Origin of the sequence: Pseudorhodoplanes sp. (genome assembly GCF_035565795.1) — a bacterium.
Taxonomy (GTDB): Bacteria; Pseudomonadota; Alphaproteobacteria; order Rhizobiales; family Xanthobacteraceae; genus Pseudorhodoplanes.
Map to the genome: position 1 here is coordinate 13,435 of NZ_DATMRV010000127.1, position 13,572 is coordinate 27,006.

Annotated in this window: 16 protein-coding genes; 5 read left to right on the top strand and 11 right to left on the bottom strand. The window is 63.3% G+C overall.

Going from position 1 to position 13,572, the window contains the following annotated elements:
• Positions 1 to 25 precede the first annotated feature (25 nt).
• On the bottom strand, positions 26 to 655 hold the full coding sequence (locus tag VNZ93_RS12105) for a glutathione S-transferase family protein (RefSeq protein ID WP_325704937.1): 630 nt from the start codon (positions 653 to 655) through the stop codon (positions 26 to 28).
• A 193-nt stretch (positions 656 to 848) separates the two neighbouring features.
• Here VNZ93_RS12105 and VNZ93_RS12110 point away from each other — a divergent pair, with 193 nt between their 5' ends.
• Both VNZ93_RS12110 and VNZ93_RS12115 read left to right on the top strand, forming a co-directional pair.
• Complete coding sequence (locus VNZ93_RS12110) at positions 849 to 1,565, top strand: AzlC family ABC transporter permease (protein ID WP_325704940.1); 717 nt, start codon at positions 849 to 851, stop codon at positions 1,563 to 1,565.
• Positions 1,562 to 1,912: an AzlD domain-containing protein gene (locus VNZ93_RS12115; protein ID WP_325704943.1), complete on the top strand. Its 351-nt coding sequence runs from the start codon at positions 1,562 to 1,564 to the stop codon at positions 1,910 to 1,912. The genes VNZ93_RS12110 and VNZ93_RS12115 overlap by 4 nt, the downstream gene beginning before the upstream one ends.
• Before the next feature lie 3 nt (positions 1,913 to 1,915).
• Here the strand turns inward: VNZ93_RS12115 and VNZ93_RS12120 are convergent, their stop codons facing one another.
• The 4 genes from VNZ93_RS12120 to VNZ93_RS12135 all read right to left on the bottom strand — a co-directional run bounded on the left by VNZ93_RS12120 (position 1,916) and on the right by VNZ93_RS12135 (position 4,893).
• Complete coding sequence (locus tag VNZ93_RS12120; protein ID WP_325705041.1) at positions 1,916 to 2,344, bottom strand: HIT family protein; 429 nt, start codon at positions 2,342 to 2,344, stop codon at positions 1,916 to 1,918.
• Positions 2,345 to 2,412: 68 nt separating this feature from the next.
• Positions 2,413 to 3,663, bottom strand: coding sequence for a GNAT family N-acetyltransferase (locus VNZ93_RS12125; RefSeq protein ID WP_325704946.1), 1,251 nt, complete (start codon positions 3,661 to 3,663; stop codon positions 2,413 to 2,415).
• Between the two features lie 21 nt (positions 3,664 to 3,684).
• On the bottom strand, positions 3,685 to 4,413 hold the full coding sequence (locus VNZ93_RS12130; RefSeq protein WP_325704949.1) for a glycerophosphodiester phosphodiesterase family protein: 729 nt from the start codon (positions 4,411 to 4,413) through the stop codon (positions 3,685 to 3,687).
• 12 nt (positions 4,414 to 4,425) lie between these two features.
• Positions 4,426 to 4,893: a RidA family protein gene (locus tag VNZ93_RS12135; protein ID WP_325704952.1), complete on the bottom strand. Its 468-nt coding sequence runs from the start codon at positions 4,891 to 4,893 to the stop codon at positions 4,426 to 4,428.
• Between the two features lie 126 nt (positions 4,894 to 5,019).
• Here VNZ93_RS12135 and VNZ93_RS12140 point away from each other — a divergent pair, with 126 nt between their 5' ends.
• Entirely contained in the window at positions 5,020 to 5,868 is an 849-nt protein-coding gene (locus VNZ93_RS12140) for a cell envelope integrity EipB family protein (protein ID WP_325704955.1), read from the top strand.
• Between the two features lie 10 nt (positions 5,869 to 5,878).
• Here VNZ93_RS12140 and VNZ93_RS12145 read toward each other — a convergent pair whose 3' ends face one another.
• Both VNZ93_RS12145 and VNZ93_RS12150 read right to left on the bottom strand, forming a co-directional pair.
• Complete coding sequence (locus VNZ93_RS12145) at positions 5,879 to 7,138, bottom strand: DNA polymerase IV (RefSeq protein WP_325704958.1); 1,260 nt, start codon at positions 7,136 to 7,138, stop codon at positions 5,879 to 5,881.
• Positions 7,139 to 7,166: 28 nt separating this feature from the next.
• The gene (locus VNZ93_RS12150; RefSeq protein WP_414710058.1) at positions 7,167 to 7,514 is read right to left on the bottom strand and encodes a DUF3572 domain-containing protein; all 348 of its coding nucleotides are present in this window, start codon (positions 7,512 to 7,514) and stop codon (positions 7,167 to 7,169) included.
• 86 nt (positions 7,515 to 7,600) lie between these two features.
• Between VNZ93_RS12150 and VNZ93_RS12155 the strand changes: the two genes are divergently transcribed.
• On the top strand, positions 7,601 to 7,972 hold the full coding sequence (locus VNZ93_RS12155; RefSeq protein ID WP_325704964.1) for a response regulator: 372 nt from the start codon (positions 7,601 to 7,603) through the stop codon (positions 7,970 to 7,972).
• Positions 7,973 to 7,984: 12 nt separating this feature from the next.
• Positions 7,985 to 9,358 (top strand): PleD family two-component system response regulator, encoded by a 1,374-nt coding sequence (locus VNZ93_RS12160; protein WP_325704967.1) that lies wholly within the window; start codon positions 7,985 to 7,987, stop codon positions 9,356 to 9,358.
• A gap of 380 nt (positions 9,359 to 9,738) precedes the next feature.
• Here VNZ93_RS12160 and rpmG read toward each other — a convergent pair whose 3' ends face one another.
• The 4 genes from rpmG to rnr all read right to left on the bottom strand — a co-directional run bounded on the left by rpmG (position 9,739) and on the right by rnr (position 13,546).
• Positions 9,739 to 9,906 carry a 50S ribosomal protein L33 gene (gene rpmG, locus VNZ93_RS12165; RefSeq protein WP_325704970.1) on the bottom strand — a complete coding sequence of 56 codons (168 nt, stop codon included), beginning with the start codon at positions 9,904 to 9,906 and terminating at the stop codon, positions 9,739 to 9,741.
• Between the two features lie 181 nt (positions 9,907 to 10,087).
• Positions 10,088 to 10,831 (bottom strand): NUDIX hydrolase, encoded by a 744-nt coding sequence (locus VNZ93_RS12170; RefSeq protein ID WP_325704973.1) that lies wholly within the window; start codon positions 10,829 to 10,831, stop codon positions 10,088 to 10,090.
• 1 nt (position 10,832) lies between these two features.
• Positions 10,833 to 11,267 carry a DUF983 domain-containing protein gene (locus VNZ93_RS12175; RefSeq protein ID WP_325704976.1) on the bottom strand — a complete coding sequence of 145 codons (435 nt, stop codon included), beginning with the start codon at positions 11,265 to 11,267 and terminating at the stop codon, positions 10,833 to 10,835.
• Complete coding sequence (gene rnr, locus VNZ93_RS12180) at positions 11,264 to 13,546, bottom strand: ribonuclease R (RefSeq protein ID WP_325704979.1); 2,283 nt, start codon at positions 13,544 to 13,546, stop codon at positions 11,264 to 11,266. Before rnr ends, VNZ93_RS12175 begins: the two co-directional genes overlap by 4 nt.
• Positions 13,547 to 13,572 lie beyond the last annotated feature (26 nt).

Here is a 13,572-nt window from a genome sequence, read left to right on the forward strand (position 1 = left end):
GCGACTGCTCTCTGCACGCCTAGTCTCACGCGCCGGCAGCCTGCTTCGGCATCAGCGCATCATCGAGTTGCGCTGCACGCTTCGCCGCCGGTCGATCCGCGATCTTCGCATAATAGGCCTGGAAGGCCGGCCGCTTTTCGACCGTGCCGAACTGCATGCCGAAGCCAAGGTGCGAGCCGACATAGAGGTCCGCGGCGGTGAAGCGGGCACCGGCAATGAACGGCATCCGTGTGACCGCGTATTCCAGCGTATCGAGCGCAGACTTCAGGTTGCCGTAGCCGATGGCAGCCGCGCGATCGGCGGGCGGCGTCATGCCGAAGGCGTTATTGGTGACCGCATATTCGAAGGGACCTGCGGCGAAGAACATCCAGCGATAAAAATCTGCGCGTTCGGACGGCTTCGGTGCGAGACCCGCATCCGGAAAAGCTTCCGCGAGATAGACGCATATCGCGGCGTTCTCCGTGACGACCTTGCCGTTGTGCGTGATCGCGGGAACCTTGCCCATTGGATTGATCGCGAGATAGGCGGGCGCCTTCATGGTGGTTGCGTAGTCGAGAATTTCGGCGCGATAGGGGGCGCCAACCTCTTCCAGCATCCAGCGAGCAACACGACCGCGCGACATCGGGTTGGTGTAGAGAACGATTTCGTCTGACATGGGCACTCCTCAAAGAAAAGAACATGACAGGAACATTGGTGTCGTGTCCAGCGGCAGCCTGGACTTGGCCGGTGGCGCGGGGATGGCGGTTCATCCAGCTAAATGACCGGAGAAATCGACCGAGCTTGGCCGTTAGCCGTTGTTCTTGTGCGCGGCCTTCAGCATTGTGCGGCCGATGCCGGACTTCTACAAAATGGACTTCGCGACCTACTCCGCCGCCTTTTTCGGCGGCTTTCGTTCGGCATGGCTTTCGGTCTTCGCCTATGTGCTGTTCGGGACCTATGTCGGCATCGGCGCGCTGGCCTATGATTTCAATTTCAGCCTCACATGGGTGACATTGTCGACATTGGTGGTCTGGGCCGGTCCGGCTCAGGTCATCCTGATCTCGACTCTCGGCGGCGGGGCGCAACTCATTGAAGTTGCAGTGGCTGTCGGGCTCAGCGGCGTGCGGCTCCTGCCGATGGTCGTGTCGCTCATGCCCTTGCTGCGCGGTCCGCAGACGAAGTCCTATCAGCTGCTGCTGCCGGCGCATTTCACCGCGGTCAGCATGTGGGTCGAGTCGATGCGGCTTGCGCCGCTGATGCCGGTCGAGCGCCGCATTCCGTTCTGCAACGGAATCGCTTTCGGCTACATGACCTCGGCGATGATCGCGACCGTCATCGGCTATTATCTCGCCGCGCAACTGCCCGATCTTCTCACCGCGGCGTTGCTGTTTCTCACGCCGATGTCGTTTCTGGTTTCGATCGCGCGCAATTCCAGCATGCTGGTCGACCGGCTGGCGCTCGTGCTCGGGCTCGTTCTCGGCCCCGTTCTCGCGTACAGGAATATCGAGCTCGACGTGATGTGGGCAGGGATCGCCGCCGGCACGATCGCGTATGTCGCTCATCGCATCCGGGAGAGCCTGCGATGAGCCTCATGACGTCGGAGCTCTGGCCCTATGTGGTTCTGATCCTCGTCGGCTTTCTGCCGAATGAAATCTGGCGCTTGCTGGGCTTCGCGGTCGCGCGCGGCATCGACGAGGGGTCGGAACTGTTTGTCTGGGTGCGGGCGGTGGCGACCGGAGTGCTCGCCGCGGTCATCGCCAAGCTGATTTTCTTTGCGCCGGGAGCCCTCGCAACGGTACCGCTGTCGGTGCGGCTCGTCGCAATGGTGGCGGGCTTTGCCGGATTTATCGCATTCCGCCGCTCGGTCTTCGCCGGTGTCGCTACCGGTGAAGCGGTTCTGATCCTCGGCGCGTTCCTGCTCCCGAAGCTGTAGCGGTCACACCGATTGCATGGCCTCGGCGAGCTTTTTCGCCTGATCGGCAAGCACCTCGGGCTTTTCCTTTTCGCTGGCCGGCGGCTTCATCGGCACGCCTTCCTTGCGCGGGATCACATGCACGTGGAGGTGAAACACGACCTGGCCGCCGGCATTCTCGTTGAATTGCTGCACTGTCACGCCGTCCGCCTGGAAAACCTTCATGCCTGCTCTGGCGACGCGCTGTGCCACCTTTGCGACGTGGGCGAGGTCATCCGGATTCACATCGAGAAGGTTGCGCGCCGGGCTTTTCGGGATCACGAGCGCATGCCCGGGCGCGCGGGGCATGATATCCAGAAAGACCAGCGCGCGATCGTCTTCGTAAATCTTGTGGCAGGGCAACTCGCCGCGGATGATCTTGGCGAAGATATTATTCGGGTCGTAATCCGGCATCGTCCTCACTCCATAGGCAATCGTATTGACGCAATCGTTGCGGAAAACCGGTGCCCACTTTTTCGGGATCATGCGTCAGTCTTGCGGAAAGGCGTCAAGCCTTCAAGCTCGCGGCCGGCCGCATCCACATAGGCGCGCTCGTGCGTGAGATAGTCGGCGATGGCGCGTCGCAGCGCCGGATCGTCGATGTAATGGGACGAATAGGTGGTCACTGGCACATAGCCGCGGGCGAGCTTGTGTTCGCCTTGTGCTCCAGCCTCGACGGTGGCGAGCTTGTTGGCGATCGCGAAATCGATGGCCTGATAATAGCAGAGCTCGAAATGCAGGAGGGGATGGTGCTCGATCGCGCCCCAATGCCGGCCGAACAGCGAGTTTGCGCCGATGAAGTTGATCGCGCCGGCAATATGGCGGCCATTGCGCTTCGCCATCACCAGCAGGATGCGATCCGCCATCGATTGCCCGATGAGCGAATAGAAGGCGCGCGTGAGGTACGGACGCCCCCATTTCCGCGATCCCGTATCCATGTAGAAGGCGAAGAAATCGTCCCACACGGCCTCGGTCAGGTCGGTACCGGTCAGGTGTTCGATGGTGATGCCGCTGTCGATCGCATCGCGACGCTCGCGGCGGATCGCCTTGCGCTTGCGTGATGCAAGCGCAGACAGAAAATCATCGAACGTCCCGTAGCCTTCGTTCTGCCAATGGAATTGCTGATCGGTGCGCTTCAGGAAGCCCTTTGCGCCCAGCATGTCCCAATCCTGTTTCGGCAGAAATGTGACATGCACCGACGATGCCTGCCGTCGCTCGCAGAGCGCGACGAGGCCGCGCGACAGTGCGTCCTTCACCACGCCCGCATGCGGCGAAGGTTTGACCAGCAGGCGAGGGCCTGTGGCCGGCGTGAAGGGGACCGACGCCTGAAGCTTCGGGTAATAGCTGCCGCCGGCACGCTCATAGGCGTCCGCCCATCCGGCGTCGAAGACATACTCGCCGCGAGAATGCGACTTGAGATAGCAGGGAACCGCTCCGAGCAGTTCTCCGTCCTCGGTTTCGGCGAGCAGGTGCTGCGGCGCCCAGCCGGTGCGCGGGGTCGCGGACTCCGATCGCTCAAGTGCCGACAGGAAAGCGTGAGAGACGAACGGGTTGCCGGCCGCCGCAGGAGCGGTCGATGCACCATCAGGTACTACATGAGATTGTTCATCCGAAACCTGAGAAGCGTTCGCGCACGCGTCCCAGGCGTCGGCCCGCACGTCGCGGAGATCCGACACGACGCGGAGCTGAAGTTTGAGCGGGTGATCAGCGTGCGCGGCTGCAGTTTCGGACATCTGAGCCATGCTAACCCAGCTTTATGGCCGAAATCCTTCGAAAATCATCTGGTCCGCCCAGCGCCCGGCGCGGACCCGGTCGGCCTCGCTCCGGACCGTCCAGGTCAGGAGCGGCAGGCCAAAGCCCCATCGCCCGAGTAGGGGCCAGAAACCGGGCAGGTCGCCGACCGACCAGGCGAGGAAATGCGGGCGCGACTGGAAGGCTTTGCTGGCGTATCGCAAGCTGCTCCCGCTCGGGACTTCGGGGTCCGGGCGGCTCTGGGTCACAAGACCGCGCGGCAGGCCGGGCGCCGTAGCCCGCAGGCTGCGGACGACAGACGGATCGAACGACATGGCGGCGACCGGACCCGCATAGCCCTCCACGACTCTCGCGACGCGCTCCGTGAGGCGCATGTCGCCGGTGAAGTGGCTCTTCACCTCAAGGACGAGCGTCACCCGGCCGGACACCAGATCGCACAGCTCTCCGAGCGTCAGCATGCGTTCCGCTGTGCCTCTGAAAGCGATGGCCTTCAACTCCGCAGCGGTGAGACTGGCCATCAGGCCACTGCGTTCGGTCAGCCGGTCGAGCTCGTCGTCATGGAAGACCATCGCCTCGCCATCGGCCGACAGCTGAAGGTCGCACTCGATGGCGTATTGCCCGGCAATCGCGGCCGAAAATGCCGATGCGGTATTCTCGACGATGCCGCTTTCCTCGTCGTGCAATCCGCGGTGCGCGACCGGACGAGCGGTGAGCCAGTCGAGACCAGGCATGTGTTGTCGCCGTCAGGAGACCTCGAACATGCCTTCGACCTCGACCGCGGCATCAAGCGGGAGCACCGACACGCCGATGGTCGTACGGGCATGGCGACCCTTGTCCGCGAAGGCCGTCACCATCAGGTCGGAGGCGCCGTTCATCACCTTGGGCCCGTCCAGGAAGGCCGGGACTGAACTGATGAAGCCGCCGAGACGCACCACGCGCGTGACCTTGTCGAGATCGCCGAGCGCGGCCTTCGCCTGCGCCAGCACGTTGATTGCGCAGACCCGCGCCGCCTTCTGGCCGTCCTCGACCGAAACCTCGGCGCCGAGCTTGCCCTTGGCGACGAGCTTACCCTCCGCATCGAGGCACAACTGGCCCGATACGACGAGGAGATTTCCGGTGCGCACAAAACCGACATAGTTGGCGATCGGGGCTGCGGGCGTCGGCAACACGATTCCGAGATCGGCCAGCTTCTTCTCGACGACACCCGCCATATTCAATCCTCCTATCGCCAATGCGCCTCACAATGGTCGCATTCTCTTCGCCGATTGAAGCCGCCTTCGCAAGTGGTCCGGTTGCAGCGAACCGGTGGCAACTTTATCTTCTTTCGCGAGGATTCGATGTCCATGAGAGATGCCCGGTTTCCGAGCGTGATCGCGGGTCTGGTGCTTTTGACGGGCGCCGGCGTTGCCGCGCCCGCACAGAATTCGGACGTCGAGTTTGCGTCGCATCGCGCGGTTTACGAACTCAAGCTGGCGTCGGCGCGCGGCAATCGTCCGGTCGAGGCGGTGCGCGGGCGAATCCTCTACGATTTCTCCGGCAGTCAATGCGAAGGCTACGCCTTGCAGTTTCGGCAGGTTTCCGAGATCGACGCGGGCGAAGGCGTCCGGATGATGACCGATATGCGCGCGACGACGTGGGAAGACGCTGCCGCCAAATCGTTCCGGTTCAATTCGCAAAACTTCGTCGACCAGAAACTGAAAAACGCCGTTGACGGCCATGCCGAGCGCGAAGCGGCCCGGGCCGTTGTCGATCTCAAGAAGCCGGCAACGAAAGAGTTCGGGATCGACCCGGCGATCATGTTCCCGACAGATCACATGCGCAGGATCATTGCCTCGGCCCGCGAAGGCAAGACGTTGCTGCAGGGGCCGGTTTTCGACGGCTCCGATTCCGGCGAGAAGGTTTACGAGACCATGACCGTGATCGGTCAGGCGATCGAGCCCGACACTCAGAAGCCCGACGACGCGGCCGGCAAGGACGAGCATCTGTCGAAGCTGCGACGCTGGCCGGTGAGCATCAGCTATTTCGACCGGTCGAAGGAGGGCGGGGACCAGCTCCCAGTCTACGGTATCAAGTTCGAGCTTTACGAAAACGGCATCTCGCGGGCGTTGGCGCTCGACTATAACGACTTTGTCGTCGCCGGCACCATGACGGCGCTGGAAACGCGGCCAAGCAAGCCCTGCAATTGACGATCCGGCGCTATCCGCCGTCATCGAGCGCGAGACCCCGCTTGATGGCATCGCGCCCGTATTTTGCGCGCAGCGCATCGACCGCGCGTTCGCTGGTGGCGGCCTTTCGCGCGCCCTGATTGAGAAGATCGTCCGGATCGGCTGCTTCAGCGGTCTGCAGGTTCGAAACGCCGATGCCGATCAGCCGGAACTTCGTGCCGTCGATTTCCTTTTCCAGCAATTCTCGTCCGCAATCGAAGATGCGACGCGCGAGCTGGGTCGGATTGCCGAGCGAGCGTGCGCGCGTGCGCGTCTGGAAATCCGCCGTCTTGAGCTTGAGCGTCACGGTGCTGCCGCTCACGCCGCTGGCCTTGAGCCGCGCGGAGACGCGTTCGCTCAGATCCCACAGGGTCTTCTCCAGCGGTCGAAACGCGGCGACATCGGTGTCGAAGGTGGTTTCGGCGGAGACACTTTTCGCGTCGCGGTCCGGCACGACCTTGCGGTGGTCGATGCCGCGGGCGAGCCGGCTTAGCCTCTGACCTTCCGCACCGAGGCGGCGCATCAGTTCGACCTCATCGCATTTCTGAATGTCGGCAATCGTGCGGAGGCCGTCGCGGGCAAGCCGCTCTTGCGAAACCTTTCCGACGCCAAAGATGATCGAGATCGGCTTGTCGGCCAGGAACGTCGGCGCCTCGGCGCGTCCGAGCATTGCAAAGCCGCGCGGCTTGTCGAGATCGGAGGCAATCTTGGCCAGGAACTTGTTGTAGGATAACCCGATCGAGACCGTGATCCCGATCTCGCGTTCGATGCTCGATGCGAACCGCGCCAGCGACTGCGCGGCCGTGCGGCCATGCAGCCGTTCCGTCCCGGTGAGATCCAGAAAGGCCTCGTCGATCGACACCGGCTCGACCAGCGGCGTGAGCTCGCGCATCCGTTCGCGGACCTGACGGGCGACCGCGACGTATTTCGCCATGTTGGGCTTGATCACGACCGCGTCCGGACACAGGCGCCGCGCCTTGAACATCGGCATGGCGGAATGAACGCCGTAGGTGCGCGCGATGTAGCAGGCGGTCGACACCACGCCGCGGGTGCCGCCGCCAACGATCAGCGGCTTGTCCGCAATCGAGGGGTCGTCGCGCTTCTCGATCGTGGCGTAGAAGGCATCGCAGTCGACATGCGCAACCGTAAGTGTATCGATTTCGGGATGGCGGGCGAGGCGGGGTGAGCCGCAGGCCGCGCATCGCGGACCGGACGCTGCATCGGCGAGGCAGTCGCGGCAAAAGGCACCCATTCGTAATCCCTGCGCCGAGCGCCTCGCGTCACGGAATGTCGCGTTCGACGGGCGGCCCCGAAAGCACGATTCCCGAGCGGGCAATATACTCCGCGGCAAGGCCGGTTTCCCGAGCGAACGCGAGCAGGGTCGATTCGTCCGCAGCAATATGTTCGAGTACGCCGGCAAGAAACCCTGGATCGCGCGCAGCCTGGCGGATATCGGCCGGCCCGATGCCGGTCACGGCGAGGAACCGGCCCAGTCGCGCCGGATCTGCGGCAAGGAACGAAAGCGCCTGTATGGCCACGCTTTCGGCGTCTCGGCGATCCAGCTTTGACTTGTTAACCATCGGTTTCCGTTTGCCTTTCTGTAAGGAATGGAGGCTACCTTGTACCATATTGCCCGGGCCTGCATTTTGGCGTTGCAGCGCCCCAAGCCTCGGGAAGCTGGGCGCATGACAACTGGCCCAGGAGGGGGCGGGGAATGGCCAAAACTGTCCTGATCGTGGAGGACAACGAGCTCAATATGAAGCTCTTCCACGACCTGTTGGAGGCGCACGGCTATCAGACCGTCGGTACCCGCAATGGCATCGACGCGATGGAGCTTGCGCGCCGGCACCGTCCGGACCTGATCCTGATGGACATTCAATTGCCCGAAGTTTCCGGTCTTGAAGTGACCAAATGGATCAAGGACGACGCTGAGCTCAAGGCGATCCCTGTGGTCGCCGTTACGGCTTTTGCAATGAAGGGTGATGAAGAACGTATCCGAGCCGGGGGTTGTGAAGCCTATCTGTCGAAGCCGATCTCGGTCGGCAAGTTCATTGAAACGATTCGTCACTTTCTCGGAAATGCGTAGGGTCTCTGCGTCATGACTGCGCGTGTTCTTGTTGTCGACGACGTTCCCGCCAACTTGAAGCTGCTCGAAGCGCGGCTGTCGGCGGAATATTTCGATGTCACGACCGCCAATAGCGGCGCCGAAGCGCTGGCAGCCTGCGAGCGGGCGGAATGCGATATCGTGCTGCTGGACGTCATGATGCCTGATCTCGACGGCTTCGAGGTCTGCCGCAGGCTCAAGAGCAATCCGGCGACGCATCATATCCCGGTGGTGATGGTGACCGCGCTCGACCAGCCGTCGGACCGTGTCGCTGGCTTACGGGCTGGCGCCGACGACTTCCTGACCAAGCCGGTCTCCGATGTCGCCCTGATCGCGCGGGTGCGTTCCCTGACGCGCCTGAAGATGATGACGGACGAGCTTCGCATGCGCGCGGCAACCTCGCGCGAGATCGGCATCGAGAGCGCCGAGCGTGAAGCCATCATGGAGCAGGGCACGCACGGCCGGATCCTGCTCGTCGACGATCGCCGCTCGTCCTACGAGCGCATCGTGGCGATGCTTGGTGACGAGCACATGGTCGATGTCGAGCCGGATCCCAGCGCCGCTTTGTTCCGGGCCGCCGAGGGCAATTACGAGCTTCTGATCGTCTCGCTCAGCCTCGAGAATTTCGACGGCCTGCGGCTCTGCAGCCAGCTCCGCTCGCTCGATCGCACCCGCAATCTGCCGATCCTGTCGATCTGCGAGCCGGATGACACGGCCCGGCTGATGCGCGGGCTCGAGATCGGCGTGAATGATTATCTGTTGCGGCCGATCGAGAGCAACGAATTGCATGCGCGGGTCCGCACCCAGATCCGGCGCAAGCGTTACACCGAACGGCTGCGCGACAACGTGCAGATGTCGATCGAGGCCGCAATCACTGATGCGCTGACCGGACTGCATAACCGGCGCTACATGGAAAGCCACCTGAACAAGCTGGTCGAACAGGCCGGCTCGCGGGGCAAGCAGCTCGCGGTGCTCGTGCTCGATATCGATTTTTTCAAGTCGATCAACGACACCTACGGGCACGATTGCGGTGACGACGTGCTGCGCGAATTCGCGATCCGGGTGCGGAAATCGATCCGCGGCATCGATCTCGCCTGCCGCATCGGTGGCGAGGAGTTCGTTGTGGTCATGCCGGAGACCGACATGGCGGTCGCCTCGACTGTCGCCGAGCGGCTGCGCCGCAAGATCGCCTCAGAGCCGTTCCCGATAGAGCAGGGACGCCGCAGCATCGATGTCACCATCTCGATCGGCATCGCATCGCTAGAATCGGCTCAGGACACCGCCGCGCAGCTTCTGAAGCGGGCCGATCAGGCGCTGTATCGCGCCAAGCGGGACGGACGAAATCGCGTGGTCGCAGACGCGGCCTAGCGAACCTCCGGCCCGGCAGGCCGGCTGGAAACCCTAATCCTTTACGTTGACGACAGGTTGCCCGGCCTGGCCGGGACTTCGTCTTTGATTTCCGAGGGATGTGGGGCTAGCCTCACATCTGCGATGAAACGGGCGGCTCAGGGCCGCGAGAGGCCGGCATGCCAAGCATGCCTTACGTTTCAAACCTTTGAAAACCCTACGGAATGCTCAGGTCCGCCGCATCTCCTGGGTCCGTGGGGTTCGGCCGGTTCGGGGGCGGTGACGAGTGGCCTCCTCATGACACCGCTTCCGGCCGGCCACCCTTTATGGCCAGTCCGCAAACCTGCAATTGAAGGTTGTAAAACCGTGCGTGCAGTCGGCGGGTGTTCCCGCCGGCGCGCTTACTTGATCTTCGCTTCGCGGAATTCGACGTGCTTCTTCGCGATCGGGTCGTATTTCTTCTTCGCGAGCTTGTCGGTCATCGTCCGCGAGTTCTTCTTGCTGACGTAGTAGTAGCCGGTGTCGGCAGTCGACACGAGCTTAACCTTGATGGTGACGGCCTTGGCCATGATCGTCCTCGATGTGCGGAATTTGCGCGGAAACTAGCGGCAAAGCCGCCAAAGTCAAGGAAACGTGGGAGCGTGCCGGCATTTCGAGCCGGGGTACACCGGTTGATCGAGACGGACGGCCGAAACGGCGGGAAAATCGGGGCTTTGCCCGCAGAATGCGTTCCGCGGGGCGCTCCCCGGCCTAGGAGATCAGATCGCGATAAAAGACCGTCCGCGGCATCCGGTAGAAGGGCACCGGCAGGTCATGCCCGAAACCGGCAGCGACCCGTGCTTCCAGTTCCTGAAGCACGACGCTGGTGATGGTCGGCATGTCCAGGCTGCGCGCCTCGGAGATCGGCATCCAGACCAGTTCGACGAGTTCCGCATCCGGATGCACGACATTGTCGATCTTGTGCGCGATGGTGGACGCATCGACCGCAAAGAACCGCGTATCGAAACGGCGCGGCCGCCGCGACGGCGTAATCGCGCGCGCGATGAAATGCAGCGATGACAGGTCGGGATAGAACCCGGCTTTCGCGAAATCGGCCCAGGGCCCCTCGGGGACGGGCGCGGCGTTGTTCATCGGTGTGCCGAGGATAAGCCCGGTCTCCTCGAAAGTTTCGCGAATGGCGGCCAAGGCGAGACCCTTTGCCCGCGCGGCGCTCGGCCGCTTCACCTTCTGCATCAGGTATTTTTCGGCGTATGGATTGAGTGGCGTCGCGCTCGGCATGAGCCGATCATTTGATTCGAGGCGCCCGCCCGGAAACACGAATTTGCCCGGCATGAACTTGTGCGCGTGATGGCGCTTGCCGAGCAGCACCTTCGGCGTCGGGCCAGAGCGGTCGACGATCATCAGCGTGGCGGCATCCTTGGGACGCACATTCGCCGACGAGCGCTCGCGCTCGGCGGCCGTCAGTCGTTTCTCGAGATCTGTCAGTTCGCGCATTTTATTTTGATGTCGTCACTGTCGGATGCGGATCGTTGTGGTCGCCTGCCGGATCGAAGCCGTGCATGCGCATCGCCCATTGCCAGCCGATAATGGCACCTTTGATCGGATGCATGAGCGTGAAGGCGAGGGTGAGCGTGAGCGGCAGCCAGATCACGCCGTGCACCCAATAGGGCGGGGAAAACGCCATCTCGACCGCGAGCACCAGCGGCACCACGATATGCCCGACCAGCACGATGTTGAGGTAGGCCGGAAAGTCGTCGGCGCGGTGGTGATGCAGGGCCTCGTTGCAGGCCGGGCAATGATCGTTGACCTTCAGCAGCGCGCGGAATATCCGCCCGCGTCCACAAGCGGGGCACATGCCAATGAGCCCGCGCCTGACCGCGAGCCAGCCGTCGCGAGGCGGCATCACAGTATGTTCGGTCGTGTCGTTCATCCCCGCCTCTTGCGCGGCATCCGATCCTCGCGTCGTGCGTCGCGTCCGGGACGCGAGCGCGTGGATCGGAGGGCCACCCGCTTTCCGGCTTTACCCGCCGACATCAACTCGAACCGGAGCGCACCTGCGACCGGAATCGCTTCCACGAGCTTGACCGTGACGCTGTCGCCCAGCCGATAGGTCTCCCCGGTGGAGCGTCCGATCATGGCGTGGCGGTCCTCGTGGTACTGGAAATAATCGTCGCCAATGGTGCGGGCGGGAATGAATCCGTCGGCGCCGGTTTCGTCAAGCTTGACGAACAGCCCGGCGCGCGTGACGCCGGCAATGCGCCCTTCGAAGATCGCACCGATGCGATCGGCGAGATGATGCGCGATCAGGCGATCCGTGGTTTCGCGCTCGGCGGCCATGGCGCGCCGTTCGGCCGCGGAAATACGGGCGGAAATCTCGTTCAGACCCTTGATGTCGGCAGCGTCCGGGAGCGCGCCGTCCTTGAGTTTCAGCGCGCGCAGCAATCCACGATGCACGATCAGGTCTGCGTACCGGCGGATCGGCGATGTGAAATGCGCATAGCGACGGAGCGCGAGACCGAAATGCCCGTAATTCTCCGCCGAATATTCGGCCTGGGCCTGGCTGCGCAGCACCACCTCGTTGACCAACGTTTCGGTTTCGGTGCCCGTTACGCGGTCGAGCACATTGTTGAACAGGGATGGCTGCAGCACCGAGCCCTTCGGAAATGACATGTCCAGCGTGCGCAGCAGATCGCGGAGCGCTTCGACTTTCTCCAGCGAAGGTTCATCGTGCACGCGGTAGATCAGCGGCACACCCGCGCGTTCCAGCGTCTCGGCGGCGGCGACATTGGCGAGGATCATGAATTCCTCGATCAGCCGGTGCGCGTCGAGCCGCTGCGGAATGATGACGCGATCGAGCGTGCCGTCCGGTTTGAGCAGGATCTTGCGTTCGGGCAAGTCGAGGTCGAGCGGGGCGCGTTGATCGCGCGCTTTCTTCACAGCGCGATAGGCAGCGTAGAGTGGATCGAGGACGGGCACCTTGATCGGGCCGGTGATGTCATCGGTCCGTCCGTCGAACGCATCCTGCGCCTGCGCGTAATGCAGCTTCGCTGCGGAGCGGATCAGGACGCGATGGAAGCTGTGCGAACGCTTGCGTCCATCCGGCGCGATCACCATGCGAACGGCCAGTGCTGCCCGGTCGACATTCGGCTTCAGGGAACACAGGTCGTTGGAGATGCGCTCGGGAAGCATCGGCACAACGCGGTCCGGGAAATAGACCGAGTTGCCGCGATCGAGCGCCTCGCGATCGAGCGCCGAGCCCGGCCGCACGTAATGCGCAACGTCGGCGATCGCCACCGTCACCACATGTCCGCCGCGATTGTCGGGATTCGCATCCGGCTCGGCATGGACCGCGTCGTCGTGATCCTTGGCGTCGGCCGGATCTATCGTCACCAGCGGCAGTTGACGCCAATCCTCGCGGCCGCCCGACAGGTCGGCGGGCTTTGCCGCATCGGCCTCGGCCAGTACGTCGCGCGAGAAGACATGCGGGATGCCGTGCGCGTGAATTGCGATCAGGCTGACCGCGCGTTCGTTCTTGAGCGAGCCAAGCCGTTCCTTGACCTTGCCGGTCGGAAGCCCGAAGCGGCCTTCCTTCGACACATCGGCGGCGACAAGCTCGCCATCCTGCGCATCCATGGTGGCGTGCGGAGGGATCGAAAGTTCGCGGCCGAGCGATTTTTTGTCGACCGGGATCAGCCGTCCGCCGCCGCCCGGAAGCGCGCGGAAAATGCCGAGCATGCGCTTCTTGGCGCGGTCGAGCACCTTGATGACGCGACCGCTATAGATGATGCGGCCTTCGCGCTCGGTAAGTTTCTCGACGCGCAGCAGGGCCCGATCGCCGATACCGGCGGCCTCGCCAGGCCTGGCCTTGCGAAGGGTCGCAACCAGGATGCGCGGACTTTCGCCATGCGCCTCCTCGTCCCACTCGCTCGGCACCGCGACGAGTTCGCCGTCGCGGTCGCGCTCGATGATGTCGGCCAGCGTGACGGAGGGCAGGGTACCGGGCTTGTGGTGCTTCTTGCGGCGGCTTTCGACCGCGCCGTCGTCGGTGAGTTCGCGCAGCACGCGCTTCAGCTGGACGCGATCGGCGTTCTTCAGCCCGAAGGCGCGCGCAATCTCGCGCGTGCCAGCCTTGCCGGCATTATCCTTGATGAATGCAAGCAGTTGCTCCCGCGTCGGGAACGGGACGGAGGTTTGTTTCGATCGGGCCAAGACGACCTCGTCCCTCCGGCAGGGGA